Source organism: Klebsiella sp. WP4-W18-ESBL-05, from assembly GCF_014169075.1.
In the GTDB taxonomy this organism is placed as follows: Bacteria; Pseudomonadota; Gammaproteobacteria; order Enterobacterales; family Enterobacteriaceae; genus Kluyvera; species Kluyvera ascorbata_B.
On the sequence record NZ_AP022057.1, the window covers coordinates 2977805 to 2991045 of the forward strand.

Sequence of the window (13241 nt, forward strand, 5' to 3'; positions counted from 1 at the left end):
GGTATAAATTGCAAGAAAATATGACATAACGCTATTTACGCATTAAAAAATACGCTGCGCGGCCGGTTCCAGAATTCGCCGCCGCCCTTCTGATGCTCGGCGAAATCGTTTACCATGAGCATTCAATGCCACACACGGACACAGTAAACGCTATGCAAGAGACCTCCAGCGCGCCGGGATTCCTGTTTCACGACTACGAAACCTTTGGAACCAGCCCTTCCCTCGACAGACCCGCGCAGTTCGCCGCTATCCGTACCGATAAAGACTTTACTATCATCGGTGAGCCAGAGGTCTTTTACTGTAAACCTGCGGACGATTATCTGCCGCAGCCAGAAGCGGTGCTGATTACCGGCATTACGCCGCAGGAGGCGCGTGCGAAAGGGGAAAATGAGGCCGCATTTGCCAAACGCATCCACGACATTTTCACCGTGCCGGATACCTGCGTGGTGGGCTACAACAACGTCCGCTTCGATGATGAAGTGACGCGCAATATCTTCTATCGTAACTTTTACGACCCCTATGCCTGGAGCTGGCAGAATCGCAACTCGCGCTGGGACCTTCTTGATGTGATGCGCGCCTGCTACGCCCTCCGCCCGGACGGCATCAACTGGCCGGAAAACGAGGACGGCCTCCCGAGTTTTCGTCTGGAGCACCTGACCAAAGCCAACGGTATTGAGCACAGTAACGCCCACGATGCGATGGCGGATGTTTATGCCACTATCGCCATGGCAAAGCTGGTAAAAACGCAGCAGCCGAAGCTGTTCGACTACCTGTATGCCTACCGCGGCAAGAACAAGCTGATCACGCTGATTGACGTGCCGCAAATGAAGCCGCTGGTTCATGTTTCTGGCATGTTCGGCGCATGGCGTGGCAATACCAGTTGGGTCGCGCCGCTGGCCTGGCATCCGGATAACCGTAATGCGGTGATTATGGTCGATCTGGCAGGCGACATAAGCCCGCTGCTGACGCTGGACGCCGATGCGCTACGCGAACGGTTATATACCGCCAAAGCCGATCTCGGCGACAATGTGCCGGTGCCGATTAAACTGGTGCACCTGAACAAATGTCCGATACTGGCGCAGGCGAATACTCTGCGACCGGAAGACGCCGATCGCCTGGGCATCAACCGCCAGCACTGCCTGGATAACCTCAAGCTGCTGCGCGACAACCCGCTGGTACGTGAGAAAGTGGTCGCCATTTTTGCCGAGGCAGAGCCATTTGTTCCGTCGGACAACGTCGATGCGCAGCTCTACAACGGTTTCTTTAGCGATGCCGACCGCGCAGCGATGAAAATTGTACTGGAAACCGAGCCGCGTAACCTGCCGGCGCTGGATATCACTTTCGCCGACAAACGAATTGAAAAACTGCTCTTTAACTTCCGGGCGCGCAACTTCCCCGGCACGCTTGATGAGACCGAGCAGCAGCGTTGGTTGGAGCACCGCCGACAGATTTTTACGCCGGCATTTTTACACGCCTATGCTCAGGAGCTGGAGACGCTGTACGGTCAGTATGAAGGAAATAACGAGAAGCTGACTTTGTTGAAGGCGCTGTATCAATACGCGCAGGAGATAGTGTAAGCACTGACTGGTAGGCGTAGCGCCATCAGGCGCTACAGCGCCGCTTGCCGGATAAGAGCGTTGGCATATTCGACAAGCGGCATCACGTTATGCTGATAGCATTATTTCTGTACGGTAATCGTCCACGCCGCATCGCCGGACTGCTGATAGTCGGTCACCGTAAACCCCTCTTCTGCCGCCCACTGTGGGATGGCCTCCGTCGCCTGAGTACAGTCAAATTCAATGACCAGTTGGTCGCCGCGGGACAGCTTCGCCATCGCCGCTTTCGCTTCAATTAACGGGAACGGGCAAACCTGCGTGACAACATCCAGTTTCTTAATAACCATTTTCTACTCCTTAAGCCGCTGCGGTTTTCAGCTTAGCTTTCCGCTGCGGGCGAACATACAACATCCACGACGCAGACCACACGCCGAGGATCATAAATACCAGGCCAATCCAGCCCTGCCAGGTCATCATCGCGGTCATCACCAGACCATTACCGATGGAACAACCGCCAGCAATGCTTGCGCCAAAGCCCATCAGGACACCGCCACCGGCGCTACGCAGCGTGGTGCTGGCGTCCGCGGCGCGAACGCGAAACTCACGGCTGGCTTTTGCGGCAATAAACGAACCGATAAAGATACCCAGCACCAGGAAGACGCCCCAGTTGAGGAACTTCGCATTGCCGCCGACCAGAAACTGCAGAATATTGGCCGTCGGTGAGGTTATCCCCAGGCCAAACATACGGCCGGTAGCTTCGCTCAACGGCCAGGCCAGCAGCGCAATCAGGCCAATCAGCACGGCCGTTACGAACGGATGCCAGCGTTTTTCAAACAGAATATGCGCCAGCCCGCGGCGGCGCGGCGGCAGCGAGGCCACCTTTAGCTTCGGCTTACGCAGTTCTTTACGTACCAGCCACAGCGTCACCACCACCAGCAGCGCAATCATCGGCCACACGGAAATATTGAGGGTTTCGGCAATACCGTTGTGGGCCGTCGTGTGCTGGCCAAGAAAGGCGTTCAGCCCCGCCGCATGTGGAGAACGCATGACCGCACTCATAACCATATAGGTCACCAGAGCAATCCAACTGCCGATCAGCCCTTCCCCGGCGCGATACCAGGTGCCGGTAGCGCAGCCGCCCGCATAGACGATACCCATACCGAAAACAAAGCCGCCAACTACCGTGCCCAGCCACGGGAATGCTCCGGCATCGTACTGCACCAGCCCAAGCTGAATGAGCGAGAAAACGCCGATACTCTGGATACAGATAGCAATCAGCAGCGCATAAAACATACGGTTATTTTTGGCGATATACATGTCGCGAAAGCCGCCCGTCAGACAGAAACGACCGCGCTGCATAACGAATCCCAGTAAGGCCCCGCAAATTATTCCGCTTATTATCATGTGCAACATAAGAATCAATTAACTCAATATAATCAGGTCTGAAATTATTCCTGACCGAGCCTGACCGCACCAATAACCAAAAGCTCTATATTATTACCGGTGGTTATTAATGAAGTTTTTTTTAGTCGCTCATGACATGAAAGCAAAAAAAACCGGAGGCCCAGGCCTCCGGTTTTGCAACCATCGTTTTAATTCAGTTATGCAACATCTTCGTACTGCGGAACCGGGTTACGGAAGCTTTTGGTCACACAGGCCAGGTAAATCAGGCCGATACCGGCCCAGATCAGGCCCAGAACCATTGAGCTCTCTTCCAGGTTCACCCACAGTGCGCCAACGGTCAGCGCGCCGCAGATCGGCAGGAACAGGTACTGGAAGTGATCTTTCAGCGTCTTGTTACGCTTCTCACGGATCCAGAACTGAGAAATCACGGACAGGTTGACGAAGGTGAACGCCACCAGCGCACCGAAGTTAATCAGCGCGGTTGCCATCACCAGGTCGAAGTTAATCGCCAGCAGCGCAATCGCCCCCACCAGGATGATGTTCATCGCCGGCGTACGCCAGGTCGGATGCACGTAACCGAAGAAGCTTTTCGGGAACACGCCGTCACGGCCCATCACGTACATCAGGCGCGCCACGCCAGCGTGCGCCGCCATACCGGAAGCCAGCACGGTGATGGTCGAGAAGATCAGCGCGCCAACCTGGAAGGCTTTACCCGCCACGTACAGCATGATTTCTGGCTGTGAGGCGTCCGGATCTTTAAAACGAGAGATATCCGGGAAGTACAGCTGCAGGAAATAGGTGGAGAAGATGAAGATCATGCCACCAATCAGCGCCGTCAGGAAGATAGCACGCGGAATCACACGCTCAGCGTCTTTGGTTTCTTCAGACAGGTTGCTGATACCGTCAAAGCCGGTAAACGAGAAGCACAGAATCGTTGCCCCGGTAATCATCGGGATCACGTGTGCGTCACCCGACCAGAATGGACGGTTGCTTGCCAGCGTACCGGCACCTTCGCCGTGCGCCACGCCATAGATAACCATGCCCAGAATGACGGCAATCAGCACCACCTGGAACAACACGATAACGGTGTTGAAGTTGGCGACAGATTTAATGCTGCGCAGGTTAAACGCGGTCATAAAGGCCACCAGTGCAATGACGAATACCCATGACGGAATCGACGGCACCAGTGCTTCAAAATAGATTTTTGCCAGCAGGATGTTGATCATCGGCGCGAACAGATAGTCGAGCAGAGAAGACCAACCCACCATAAAGCCAACGGTCGGGCTAATGGATTTCTGGGCATAAGTGTAGGCAGAGCCCGCCGACGGATAGCGGCGTACCAGCTTACCATAGCTCAGGGCAGTGAACAGAATCGCCACCAGAGCGAAAGCATAAGCTGTTGGCACATGACCATCGGTCATGCCAGATACGATACCGAACGTATCAAACAGCGTCATCGGCTGCATATAGGCAAGGCCCATCATAACAACCGGAATAAGCGTAAGCGTTTTACGTAATTCCACGCGAGAGGTGTTTGGAGTAATGTTATGCGACACGGTTAGTCCCCTTGACGGCGATAGCCGGTGCAAAATTGAAAAATTGCCCCATTTTTTTTCTGTTTCCTCAGCGACAACGACTGTCGTTTTTTAAGTAAGTATCTATCCGGTACGAAGCCCGGCCTCTTTTATTTGATGGTTGTTTTGATGTAAAAAAAATAACCGACGCGGCAAGCACGTCGGTTAATCTCAATTTTTTACATTCGGCATATTTTGCCCCAATCGGTAGCAAAAATACAAGCCGCTGAAAGCAAGATCGCAGCGCTAACTCATCTAAACGTCTGATAATTCAGCAACTGCTGAATTATAAATCTCATCTATAGCACTATTTGCTAAAACAACGGCGATTATTCCATCGGCATACGCAGCGGGTCCGGATACTGATACTCAAACCCCAGCTCACGGCAGATAAGATTACCGTCGATAATTTTGCCTTTTCCTTTGCCGCTATCGCTAAAGACCGGTACCGCCAGCCCCAGTTCACGCGCCATTTGCGGATAGAAAATACCGCGCGCCGGATGTAAAGGAGCACAAATGTTATAAATGTGTCCCCCCTTCGGCGCCTGTAATAAAAGCGTAATAGCAGAGATCACATCTTCCAGATGCACCAGATTGACGCCCTGTAGGCCGTCCGGCGCCGACTTCCCGGCAAAGAACCGTCCCGGATGTCGACCCGGTCCCACCAGCCCAGCCAGACGCAGAATATCAACGGACGTCCCTGGAAGTTGAGGCAGCCAGTCTTCCAGCTCTTTCAGCACGCTGCCGCTGGCGGTGACCGGTTCACGCGGCGTGCTCTCTTTCACCATGCCTTCTTCTTTACCGTACACGGACGTCGAACTGGTAAAGATGATACGCGGAATATGATACGCCAGCGCGGAATCCACAATCTCCTGCACCGCCTGATGATAGAAATCTTCACCCGGCCCGCTACGGCGCGCCGGTAGCGTAATCACCAGCGCATCCACGTTCATTAACGCGTCGAGATCGTCCGCCTCGCACACCAGCTGCGGATCAAGCCGCAGCGGATAGCTATCAATGCCGCACATACGGGCCGCCTCAACGCCATCGGCGGTTGTTTTGCTACCGGTTACCTGCCAGCCGCGCGCCATCAACGACAGCGCCAGCGGCATACCCAGCCACCCTAAACCGACAATTGCCACCTTCTTCATTGCGCTATCTCCTGATTCCTACTGCACTCCTCTATTAAGGCTACGCCACCGGGCGAAAACTGACAATTTATAGTGGCAACATGAATTGATTTAATGAATGAAAAAAGCGCTTGCACTCAACGACAAAAGTGGTTTAGGTTAAAAGACATCAAGTGAATAGTCATTCAACGAGAAATTTATGAGCCGCGTTCAATTTAAACACCACCATCATCACCATCACCCTGACTAGTCTTTCAGGCGATGTGTGCTGGGAGACATTCAGATCTTCCAGTGGTGCATGAACGCAAGAGAGCCCCCGGAAGATCATCTTCCGGGGGCTTTTTTTTGAACCAAATTCAGCAGGGTAATGAGGAATACAGAATGTTAGATAACAGCCGTTTACGCATAGCTATTCAGAAATCAGGCCGTCTTAGCGACGATTCACGCGAATTACTGGCCCGTTGTGGCATTAAAATTAATCTCCACACCCAGCGCCTGATTGCGATGGCGGAAAATATGCCTATCGATATTCTGCGCGTCCGTGACGACGATATCCCGGGTCTGATTATGGATGGCGTGGTCGACCTCGGCATCATCGGCGAAAACGTGCTGGAAGAAGAACTGCTGAGCCGCCGCGCGCAGGGCGAAGACCCGCGCTACTTTACCCTGCGTCGTCTTGACTTCGGCGGCTGCCGTCTGTCGCTGGCTACCCCAGCAGATGAAGCATGGGACGGCCCGGCAGCGCTCGACGGCAAACGTATCGCCACCTCTTACCCACACCTGCTCAAGCGTTACCTCGATCAGAAAGGCATTAGTTTTAAATCCTGTCTGCTGAATGGTTCTGTCGAAGTGGCTCCGCGCGCGGGCCTGGCCGACGCCATTTGTGACCTGGTCTCAACCGGTGCGACGCTGGAAGCCAACGGCCTGCGTGAAGTGGAAGTGATGTTCCGCTCCAAGGCCTGCCTGATTCAGCGCGACGGCGAAATGAGCGAGGCGAAACAGCAGCTGATTGACCGCCTGCTGACCCGTATTCAGGGCGTCATTCAGGCCCGTGAATCAAAATACATCATGATGCATGCACCGACCGAACGTCTGGACGAAGTGATTGCACTGCTGCCGGGCGCTGAACGCCCAACGATTCTGCCGCTGGCGGGCGATCAGCAGCGCGTCGCCATGCACATGGTGAGCAGCGAAACCCTGTTCTGGGAAACCATGGAAAAACTCAAATCCCTGGGGGCCAGCTCAATTCTGGTGCTGCCGATTGAGAAAATGATGGAGTGATCGGCTGCCTGATGGCGCTGCGCTTATCAGGCCTACAAGTATTGTCACACGCATTAATACTACGGCCCCTGTAGGCCGGATAAGGCACCGCCGCCATCCGGCATGGCCCCATGATGGAGTAACGACTTTGAGCTTCAATACCCTGATTGACTGGAATAGCTATAGCCCCGAAGAACAGCAGACGCTGCTAATGCGCCCGGCCATCTCCGCCTCTGACAGCATCACGCGTACGGTGGCCGAGATCCTTGAGAACGTCAAAAGCAACGGCGACAAGGCCCTGCGTGAATACAGCGCAAAATTTGACAAAACGGAAGTCGCCGCACTGCGCGTCTCCGAGGATGAAATTCAGCAGGCAGGCGCGCGTCTGAGCGACGAGCTGAAGCAAGCCATGCAGGCGGCGGTGCGCAATATTGATACCTTCCACAACGCGCAGATTCTGCCGCCGGTGGATATCGAAACCCAGCCGGGCGTGCGCTGCCAGCAGGTTACCCGCCCAATCGCGTCCGTGGGTCTCTATATTCCTGGCGGTTCAGCCCCGCTGTTTTCAACGGTGTTAATGCTGGCTACCCCGGCACGTATTGCCGGCTGTAAAAAGGTGGTGCTCTGCTCACCGCCGCCAATTGCCGATGAAATTCTCTATGCGGCGCAGCTGTGCGGCGTTAAAGAGGTGTTCAACGTCGGCGGCGCACAGGCGATTGCCGCGCTGGCGCTGGGCACCGAGTCCATCGCTAAAGTGGACAAAATCTTCGGTCCAGGCAACGCCTACGTCACCGAAGCAAAACGCCAGGTGAGTCAGCGTCTCGACGGCGCGGCGATTGATATGCCCGCGGGCCCGTCGGAAGTGCTGGTTATCGCCGACAGCGGCGCGACCCCGGACTTTGTCGCCTCGGACCTGCTTTCACAGGCCGAACACGGCCCGGATTCACAGGTTATTCTGTTAACCCCGGATGCAAAACTTGCCGCCGACGTGGCCGACGCGGTAGAACGCCAGCTCGCCGAGCTGTCCCGCGCCGATACCGCGCGCCAGGCGCTCTCCGCCAGCCGTTTGATCGTCGCCCGCGATCTGGCGCAGTGTGTGGAAATTTCGAATGCCTACGGCCCGGAGCACCTGATTATTCAGACCCGCAACGCCCGCGACCTGGTTGATGAAATCACCAGCGCCGGTTCGGTGTTCCTCGGCGACTGGTCGCCAGAATCCGCCGGTGACTACGCCTCGGGGACCAACCACGTTCTGCCGACCTATGGCTACACCGCAACCTGCTCCAGCCTGGGGCTGGCCGATTTCCAGAAACGGATGACCGTGCAGGAACTGTCGCGCGAAGGTTTTAGCGCCCTCGCCTCCACCATTGAAACGTTGGCCGCCGCCGAACGGCTGACCGCCCACAAAAACGCCGTCACCCTACGCGTCAACGCCCTGAAGGAGCAAGCATGAGCATCGAACAGTTAGCCCGCGACAACGTTCGCGCCCTGACCCCCTATCAGTCGGCCCGCCGTCTGGGCGGTAAAGGCGACGTGTGGCTGAATGCCAACGAATTCCCGACAGCAGTACCGTTTGAGCTCAGCCAGCAGACGCTGAACCGCTACCCGGAATGCCAGCCCAAAGCGGTGATTGAGAACTACGCCGCCTACGCAGGCGTGAAGCCGCAGCAGGTGCTGGTTAGCCGCGGTGCCGATGAAGGCATCGAGCTGCTGGTGCGCGCTTTTTGCGAACCGGGCCGCGACGCGGTGCTGTTTTGCCCCCCCACCTACGGCATGTACAGCGTCAGCGCGGAAACCATCGGCGTTGAGTGCCGCACCGTACCGGCGAAAGCCGATTGGCAGTTGGATCTTCCGGCCATTGCCGACAGCCTGAACAACGTCAAAGTGGTCTATGTGTGCAGCCCGAACAACCCAACCGGGCAGATTATCAACCCGCAGGACTTTCGTACGCTGCTGGAGATGACCCGCGATAAAGCGCTGGTCGTTGCCGACGAGGCCTATATTGAGTTTTGCCCGCAGGCGACGCTCTCCGGCTGGCTGGCGGAGTATCCAAATCTGGTTATTCTGCGCACGCTGTCGAAAGCCTTTGCGCTGGCAGGGCTGCGCTGCGGCTTCACGTTGGCGAATGAAGACGTCATTGCGCTGCTGCTGAAAGTGATTGCCCCCTACCCGCTTTCTACCCCGGTTGCCGATATCGCGGCCCAGGCGCTTAGCTCGCAGGGCATCGCCGCGATGCGCCAGCGAGTGGCGCAGATCCTTGAGGAGCGCGAATATCTGGTCACCGCCCTGCGCACCATTGATTGCGTCGAGCAGGTATTCGATTCCGAGACCAATTACGTACTGGTACGGATGAAAGCCTCAACCAGCGTATTTAAATCTTTATGGGATCAAGGCATTATCTTACGTGACCAGAATAAACAACCTTCTTTAAGCGGCTGTTTGCGCATCACTATCGGCACTCGAGCAGAGAGCCTGCGCGTGATTGACGCTTTGAAAGCGGAGACCGTATGACCCAGAAGTTTCTCTTTATCGATCGCGATGGCACCCTGATTTCCGAGCCGCCGAGCGACTATCAGGTAGACCGTTTTGATAAACTGGCCTTCGAGCCGGACGTGATTCCCGAGCTGTTGAAGCTGCAAAAGGCGGGCTACAAGCTGGTGATGATTACCAATCAGGACGGGCTGGGCACCGCCAGTTTCCCGCAGGACGATTTTGACGGCCCGCATAACCTGATGATGCAGATATTTACGTCACAGGGCGTCGCGTTCGACGATGTCCTGATCTGCCCGCATCTGCCGGCCGATAACTGCGCGTGCCGTAAGCCGAAAACGCAGTTGGTCACCGCCTGGCTGGCCGATGGCGTGATGGACACCGCCAACAGCTATGTTATCGGCGACCGCGCCACCGACGTCGAGCTGGCCAATAACATGGGTATCACCGGCCTGCGCTACCACCGTGACACCCTGAACTGGACGGCCATTGGCGAGCAGTTGACCCGCCGCGATCGCTACGCGCGCATCGAACGTAATACCCGCGAGACCCAGATTGACGTGGAAGTCTGGCTGGACCGCGAAGGCGGCAGCAAGATCAACACCGGCGTTGGTTTCTTCGATCATATGCTCGATCAGATTGCCACCCACGGCGGCTTCCGCATGAACATTACCGTGAAAGGCGATCTGTATATCGACGATCACCACACGGTTGAAGATACCGGCCTGGCGCTGGGCGAAGCGCTGAAGGCGGCGCTGGGCGACAAGCGAGGCATCAACCGTTTCGGTTTTGTGCTGCCGATGGACGAATGCCTGGCGCGCTGCGCGCTGGATATCTCCGGTCGGCCACACCTTGAATATAAAGCCGAATTTACCTATCAGCGCGTAGGCGATCTGAGCACCGAAATGATCGAGCACTTCTTCCGCTCGCTCTCCTATGCGATGGGCATCACCCTGCACCTGAAAACCAAAGGCAAAAACGATCACCACCGCGTGGAAAGCCTGTTTAAAGTCTTTGGCCGCACGCTGCGCCAGGCCATTCGCGTGGACGGCAATACCCTTCCCTCCTCGAAAGGAGTGCTGTGATGAACGTGGTTGTGCTTGATACCGGCTGTGCCAACCTTCACTCGGTGAAGGCGGCAATTGCCCGCCACGGCTACGAGCCGGTGGTAAGCCGCGATCCGGACGTCGTCCTGCGCGCGGACAAACTGTTCCTGCCGGGCGTTGGCACCGCGCAGGCCGCCATGGATCAGATTCGTGAACGCGACCTGGCGGATTTGATCAAAGCCTGCACTCAGCCGGTGCTCGGCATTTGCCTTGGAATGCAGCTACTGGGCCGCCGCAGCGAAGAAACCCACGGCGTCGACATGCTGGGGATTATTGACCAGGACGTGCCGAAAATGACCGATTTCGGCCTGCCGCTGCCGCACATGGGCTGGAACCGCGTTTATCCGAAGGCGGGCGATCGCCTGTTCCGCGGCATTGAGGACGGCGCGTATTTCTACTTCGTGCACAGCTACGCGATGCCGGTCAATGAAAATACCATCGCCCAGTGCCATTACGGTGAACCGTTCACCGCGGCGGTACAAAAAGATAACTTTTACGGCGTCCAGTTCCACCCGGAACGTTCAGGCGCCGCAGGCGCACAGCTGCTGAAAAATTTCCTGGAGATGTGATGATCATTCCGGCTTTAGATTTGATTAACGGCACCGTAGTACGCCTGCACCAGGGCGATTACGGTCAGCAGCGCGACTACGGTACCGATCCGCTGCCGCGTCTTCAGGACTATGCGGCCCAGGGCGCAGAAGTGCTGCATCTGGTCGATTTAACCGGCGCCAAAGACCCGGCGCAGCGGCAGATTCCGCTGCTGAAAACGCTGGTTGCTGGCGTGAACGTGCCGGTGCAGGTAGGCGGCGGCGTACGTACAGAAGAAGACGTCGCCGCGCTGCTTGATGCCGGCGTCGAGCGCGTGGTGGTAGGTTCGACGGCGGTGAAATCGCCGGAGATCGTGAAGGGCTGGTTTAAGCGCTTTGGCGCGGAACATCTGGTGCTGGCGCTGGACGTGCGAATTGATGAAAACGGCGCAAAACAGGTGGCGGTAAGCGGCTGGCAGGAAAATTCCGGTGTGACGCTGGAGGAGCTGGTGGAAACCTATCTGCCGGTAGGTTTACAGCACGTGCTGTGCACCGATATTTCGCGCGACGGTACGCTGGCGGGCTCTAACGTCTCGCTGTATGAAGAAGTCTGCGCTCGCTACCCGCAGGTAGCGTTTCAGTCCTCCGGCGGCATTGGCGATCTCAACGATATCGCCGCCCTGCGCGGTACCGGCGTGCGCGGCGTGATCGTCGGTCGCGCGCTGTTGGAAGGTAAATTCAACGTAACGGAGGCCATCCAATGCTGGCAAAACGGATAATTCCTTGTCTCGACGTACGTGATGGCCAGGTGGTTAAAGGCGTGCAGTTCCGCAATCACGAAATCATTGGCGATATCGTGCCGCTGGCCAAACGCTACGCCGATGAAGGCGCGGATGAGCTGGTGTTTTACGATATTACCGCTTCCAGCGACGGCCGCGTGGTGGATAAAAGCTGGGTTTCTCGCGTCGCCGAAGTCATTGATATTCCGTTCTGCGTCGCTGGCGGCATTAAGTCCATCGACGATGCGGCGCGCATTCTCTCCTTTGGTGCGGATAAAATTTCCATCAACTCCCCGGCGCTGGCCGACCCGGAGTTGATCACGCGCCTGGCAGACCGCTTTGGCGTGCAGTGCATCGTGGTGGGTATTGATACCTGGTATGACGCCGACAGCGGAAAATATCACGTCAATCAGTACACCGGCGATGAGAGCCGCACGCGCGTCACCCAGTGGGAAACGCTGGACTGGGTACAGGAAGTGCAGAAACGCGGCGCAGGTGAAATCGTCCTCAATATGATGAACCAGGACGGCGTGCGCAACGGCTACGATCTGGAACAGTTGAAAAAAGTGCGCGAGGTTTGTCGCGTGCCGCTTATCGCCTCCGGCGGCGCGGGCACCATGGAGCACTTCCTGGAAGCCTTCCGTGATGCCGATGTTGATGGTGCGTTGGCGGCTTCGGTATTCCACAAACAGATTATTAATATTGGTGAACTAAAAGCGTACCTGGCAGCTCAGGGCGTGGAGATTCGGGTATGTTAACTGAGCAATTAGACTGGCAAAAAACCGACGGACTGATGCCCGCCATTATCCAACACGCGGTATCCGGCGAAGTGCTGATGCTGGGCTATATGAATCAAGAAGCGCTGGCTAAAACGCAGGAAACGGGCAAAGTCACCTTTTTCTCGCGCACCAAGCAGCGCCTGTGGACCAAAGGTGAAACGTCCGGCCACTTCCTGAACGTGGTCAGCATGGCGCCAGACTGTGACAACGATACCCTGTTGATTCTGGTCAACCCAATTGGCCCGACCTGCCATAAAGGCACGTCCAGCTGCTTCGGCGACACCAGCCACCAATGGCTGTTCCTGTACCAGCTGGAACAGCTGCTGGCCGAGCGGAAAACCGCTGACCCGGCAAGTTCCTATACGGCAAAACTGTATGCCAGCGGAACAAAACGTATCGCGCAGAAAGTCGGTGAAGAAGGCGTCGAGACCGCGCTCGCTGCGACGGTACACGATAAGTTTGAGCTGAAAAATGAAGCGTCGGATTTAATGTATCACCTGCTGGTGCTGCTGCAGGATCAGGAACTGGATTTGACGACGGTGATTGAGAATTTGCGCGAGCGTCATCAGTAACCCCTCCCCCGAACCCGGCTATCGCGCCGGGTTTTATCTTTAGTCTTCCTTCCGATAACCTTAA

At 56.3% G+C, this 13241-nt stretch carries 14 protein-coding genes and 1 other annotated feature; of the genes, 10 read left to right on the top strand and 4 right to left on the bottom strand.

The window, feature by feature from the left end:
- Positions 1-152 precede the first annotated feature (152 nt).
- Entirely contained in the window at positions 153-1577 is a 1425-nt protein-coding gene (gene sbcB, locus H7R58_RS14445) for an exodeoxyribonuclease I (protein ID WP_182930370.1), read from the top strand.
- Positions 1578-1678: 101 nt separating this feature from the next.
- On the opposite strand, the gene tsuB is transcribed toward sbcB, so the two are convergent.
- The 4 genes from tsuB to H7R58_RS14465 all read right to left on the bottom strand — a co-directional run bounded on the left by tsuB (position 1679) and on the right by H7R58_RS14465 (position 5685).
- Entirely contained in the window at positions 1679-1903 is a 225-nt protein-coding gene (gene tsuB / locus H7R58_RS14450) for a thiosulfate utilization sulfurtransferase TsuB/YeeD (RefSeq protein ID WP_182930369.1), read from the bottom strand.
- Between the two features lie 10 nt (positions 1904-1913).
- The gene (gene tsuA / locus H7R58_RS14455) at positions 1914-2969 is read right to left on the bottom strand and encodes a thiosulfate utilization transporter TsuA/YeeE (protein WP_106930071.1); all 1056 of its coding nucleotides are present in this window, start codon (positions 2967-2969) and stop codon (positions 1914-1916) included.
- A 188-nt stretch (positions 2970-3157) separates the two neighbouring features.
- Positions 3158-4516, bottom strand: coding sequence for a putrescine/proton symporter PlaP (gene plaP / locus H7R58_RS14460; protein ID WP_106930033.1), 1359 nt, complete (start codon positions 4514-4516; stop codon positions 3158-3160).
- A 347-nt stretch (positions 4517-4863) separates the two neighbouring features.
- Positions 4864-5685 (bottom strand): SDR family oxidoreductase, encoded by an 822-nt coding sequence (locus H7R58_RS14465; protein ID WP_182934410.1) that lies wholly within the window; start codon positions 5683-5685, stop codon positions 4864-4866.
- A gap of 178 nt (positions 5686-5863) precedes the next feature.
- Between H7R58_RS14465 and hisL the strand changes: the two genes are divergently transcribed.
- From hisL to hisIE, 9 genes are all read left to right on the top strand, one after another.
- A complete protein-coding gene (gene hisL / locus H7R58_RS14470; RefSeq protein WP_071594744.1) occupies positions 5864-5914 on the top strand; it encodes a his operon leader peptide in 51 nt (16 codons plus the stop codon).
- Positions 5890-6011, top strand: a sequence feature (His leader region). (Overlaps the previous gene by 25 nt.)
- Before the next feature lie 34 nt (positions 6012-6045).
- On the top strand, positions 6046-6945 hold the full coding sequence (gene hisG / locus H7R58_RS14475) for an ATP phosphoribosyltransferase (protein ID WP_106930037.1): 900 nt from the start codon (positions 6046-6048) through the stop codon (positions 6943-6945).
- A 127-nt stretch (positions 6946-7072) separates the two neighbouring features.
- Positions 7073-8377 (top strand): histidinol dehydrogenase, encoded by a 1305-nt coding sequence (gene hisD / locus H7R58_RS14480; RefSeq protein ID WP_182930367.1) that lies wholly within the window; start codon positions 7073-7075, stop codon positions 8375-8377.
- Positions 8374-9435 (top strand): histidinol-phosphate transaminase, encoded by a 1062-nt coding sequence (gene hisC, locus H7R58_RS14485; RefSeq protein WP_182930366.1) that lies wholly within the window; start codon positions 8374-8376, stop codon positions 9433-9435. The genes hisD and hisC overlap by 4 nt, the downstream gene beginning before the upstream one ends.
- Positions 9432-10499 (top strand): bifunctional histidinol-phosphatase/imidazoleglycerol-phosphate dehydratase HisB, encoded by a 1068-nt coding sequence (gene hisB, locus H7R58_RS14490; RefSeq protein WP_182930365.1) that lies wholly within the window; start codon positions 9432-9434, stop codon positions 10497-10499. The genes hisC and hisB overlap by 4 nt, the downstream gene beginning before the upstream one ends.
- Entirely contained in the window at positions 10499-11089 is a 591-nt protein-coding gene (gene hisH, locus H7R58_RS14495; RefSeq protein ID WP_182930364.1) for an imidazole glycerol phosphate synthase subunit HisH, read from the top strand. The genes hisB and hisH overlap by 1 nt, the downstream gene beginning before the upstream one ends.
- Positions 11089-11826 carry a 1-(5-phosphoribosyl)-5-[(5-phosphoribosylamino)methylideneamino]imidazole-4-carboxamide isomerase gene (gene hisA / locus H7R58_RS14500; protein ID WP_182934411.1) on the top strand — a complete coding sequence of 246 codons (738 nt, stop codon included), beginning with the start codon at positions 11089-11091 and terminating at the stop codon, positions 11824-11826. The genes hisH and hisA overlap by 1 nt, the downstream gene beginning before the upstream one ends.
- Positions 11808-12584: an imidazole glycerol phosphate synthase subunit HisF gene (hisF, locus tag H7R58_RS14505; protein ID WP_106930049.1), complete on the top strand. Its 777-nt coding sequence runs from the start codon at positions 11808-11810 to the stop codon at positions 12582-12584. The genes hisA and hisF overlap by 19 nt, the downstream gene beginning before the upstream one ends.
- Complete coding sequence (gene hisIE / locus H7R58_RS14510; protein ID WP_106930051.1) at positions 12578-13177, top strand: bifunctional phosphoribosyl-AMP cyclohydrolase/phosphoribosyl-ATP diphosphatase HisIE; 600 nt, start codon at positions 12578-12580, stop codon at positions 13175-13177. Before hisF ends, hisIE begins: the two co-directional genes overlap by 7 nt.
- Positions 13178-13241: the final 64 nt, after the last annotated feature.

Coding starts and splice junctions, on each gene's coding strand:
- hisF (WP_106930049.1), top strand. CDS start 11,808: ATGCTGGCAAAACGGATAATTCCTTGTCTCGACGTACGTGATGGCCAG.
- tsuA (WP_106930071.1), bottom strand. CDS start 2,969: ATGTTGCACATGATAATAAGCGGAATAATTTGCGGGGCCTTACTGGGA.
- H7R58_RS14465 (WP_182934410.1), bottom strand. CDS start 5,685: ATGAAGAAGGTGGCAATTGTCGGTTTAGGGTGGCTGGGTATGCCGCTG.
- hisIE (WP_106930051.1), top strand. CDS start 12,578: ATGTTAACTGAGCAATTAGACTGGCAAAAAACCGACGGACTGATGCCC.
- sbcB (WP_182930370.1), top strand. CDS start 153: ATGCAAGAGACCTCCAGCGCGCCGGGATTCCTGTTTCACGACTACGAA.
- tsuB (WP_182930369.1), bottom strand. CDS start 1,903: ATGGTTATTAAGAAACTGGATGTTGTCACGCAGGTTTGCCCGTTCCCG.
- hisG (WP_106930037.1), top strand. CDS start 6,046: ATGTTAGATAACAGCCGTTTACGCATAGCTATTCAGAAATCAGGCCGT.
- hisC (WP_182930366.1), top strand. CDS start 8,374: ATGAGCATCGAACAGTTAGCCCGCGACAACGTTCGCGCCCTGACCCCC.
- hisA (WP_182934411.1), top strand. CDS start 11,089: ATGATCATTCCGGCTTTAGATTTGATTAACGGCACCGTAGTACGCCTG.
- hisH (WP_182930364.1), top strand. CDS start 10,499: ATGAACGTGGTTGTGCTTGATACCGGCTGTGCCAACCTTCACTCGGTG.
- hisB (WP_182930365.1), top strand. CDS start 9,432: ATGACCCAGAAGTTTCTCTTTATCGATCGCGATGGCACCCTGATTTCC.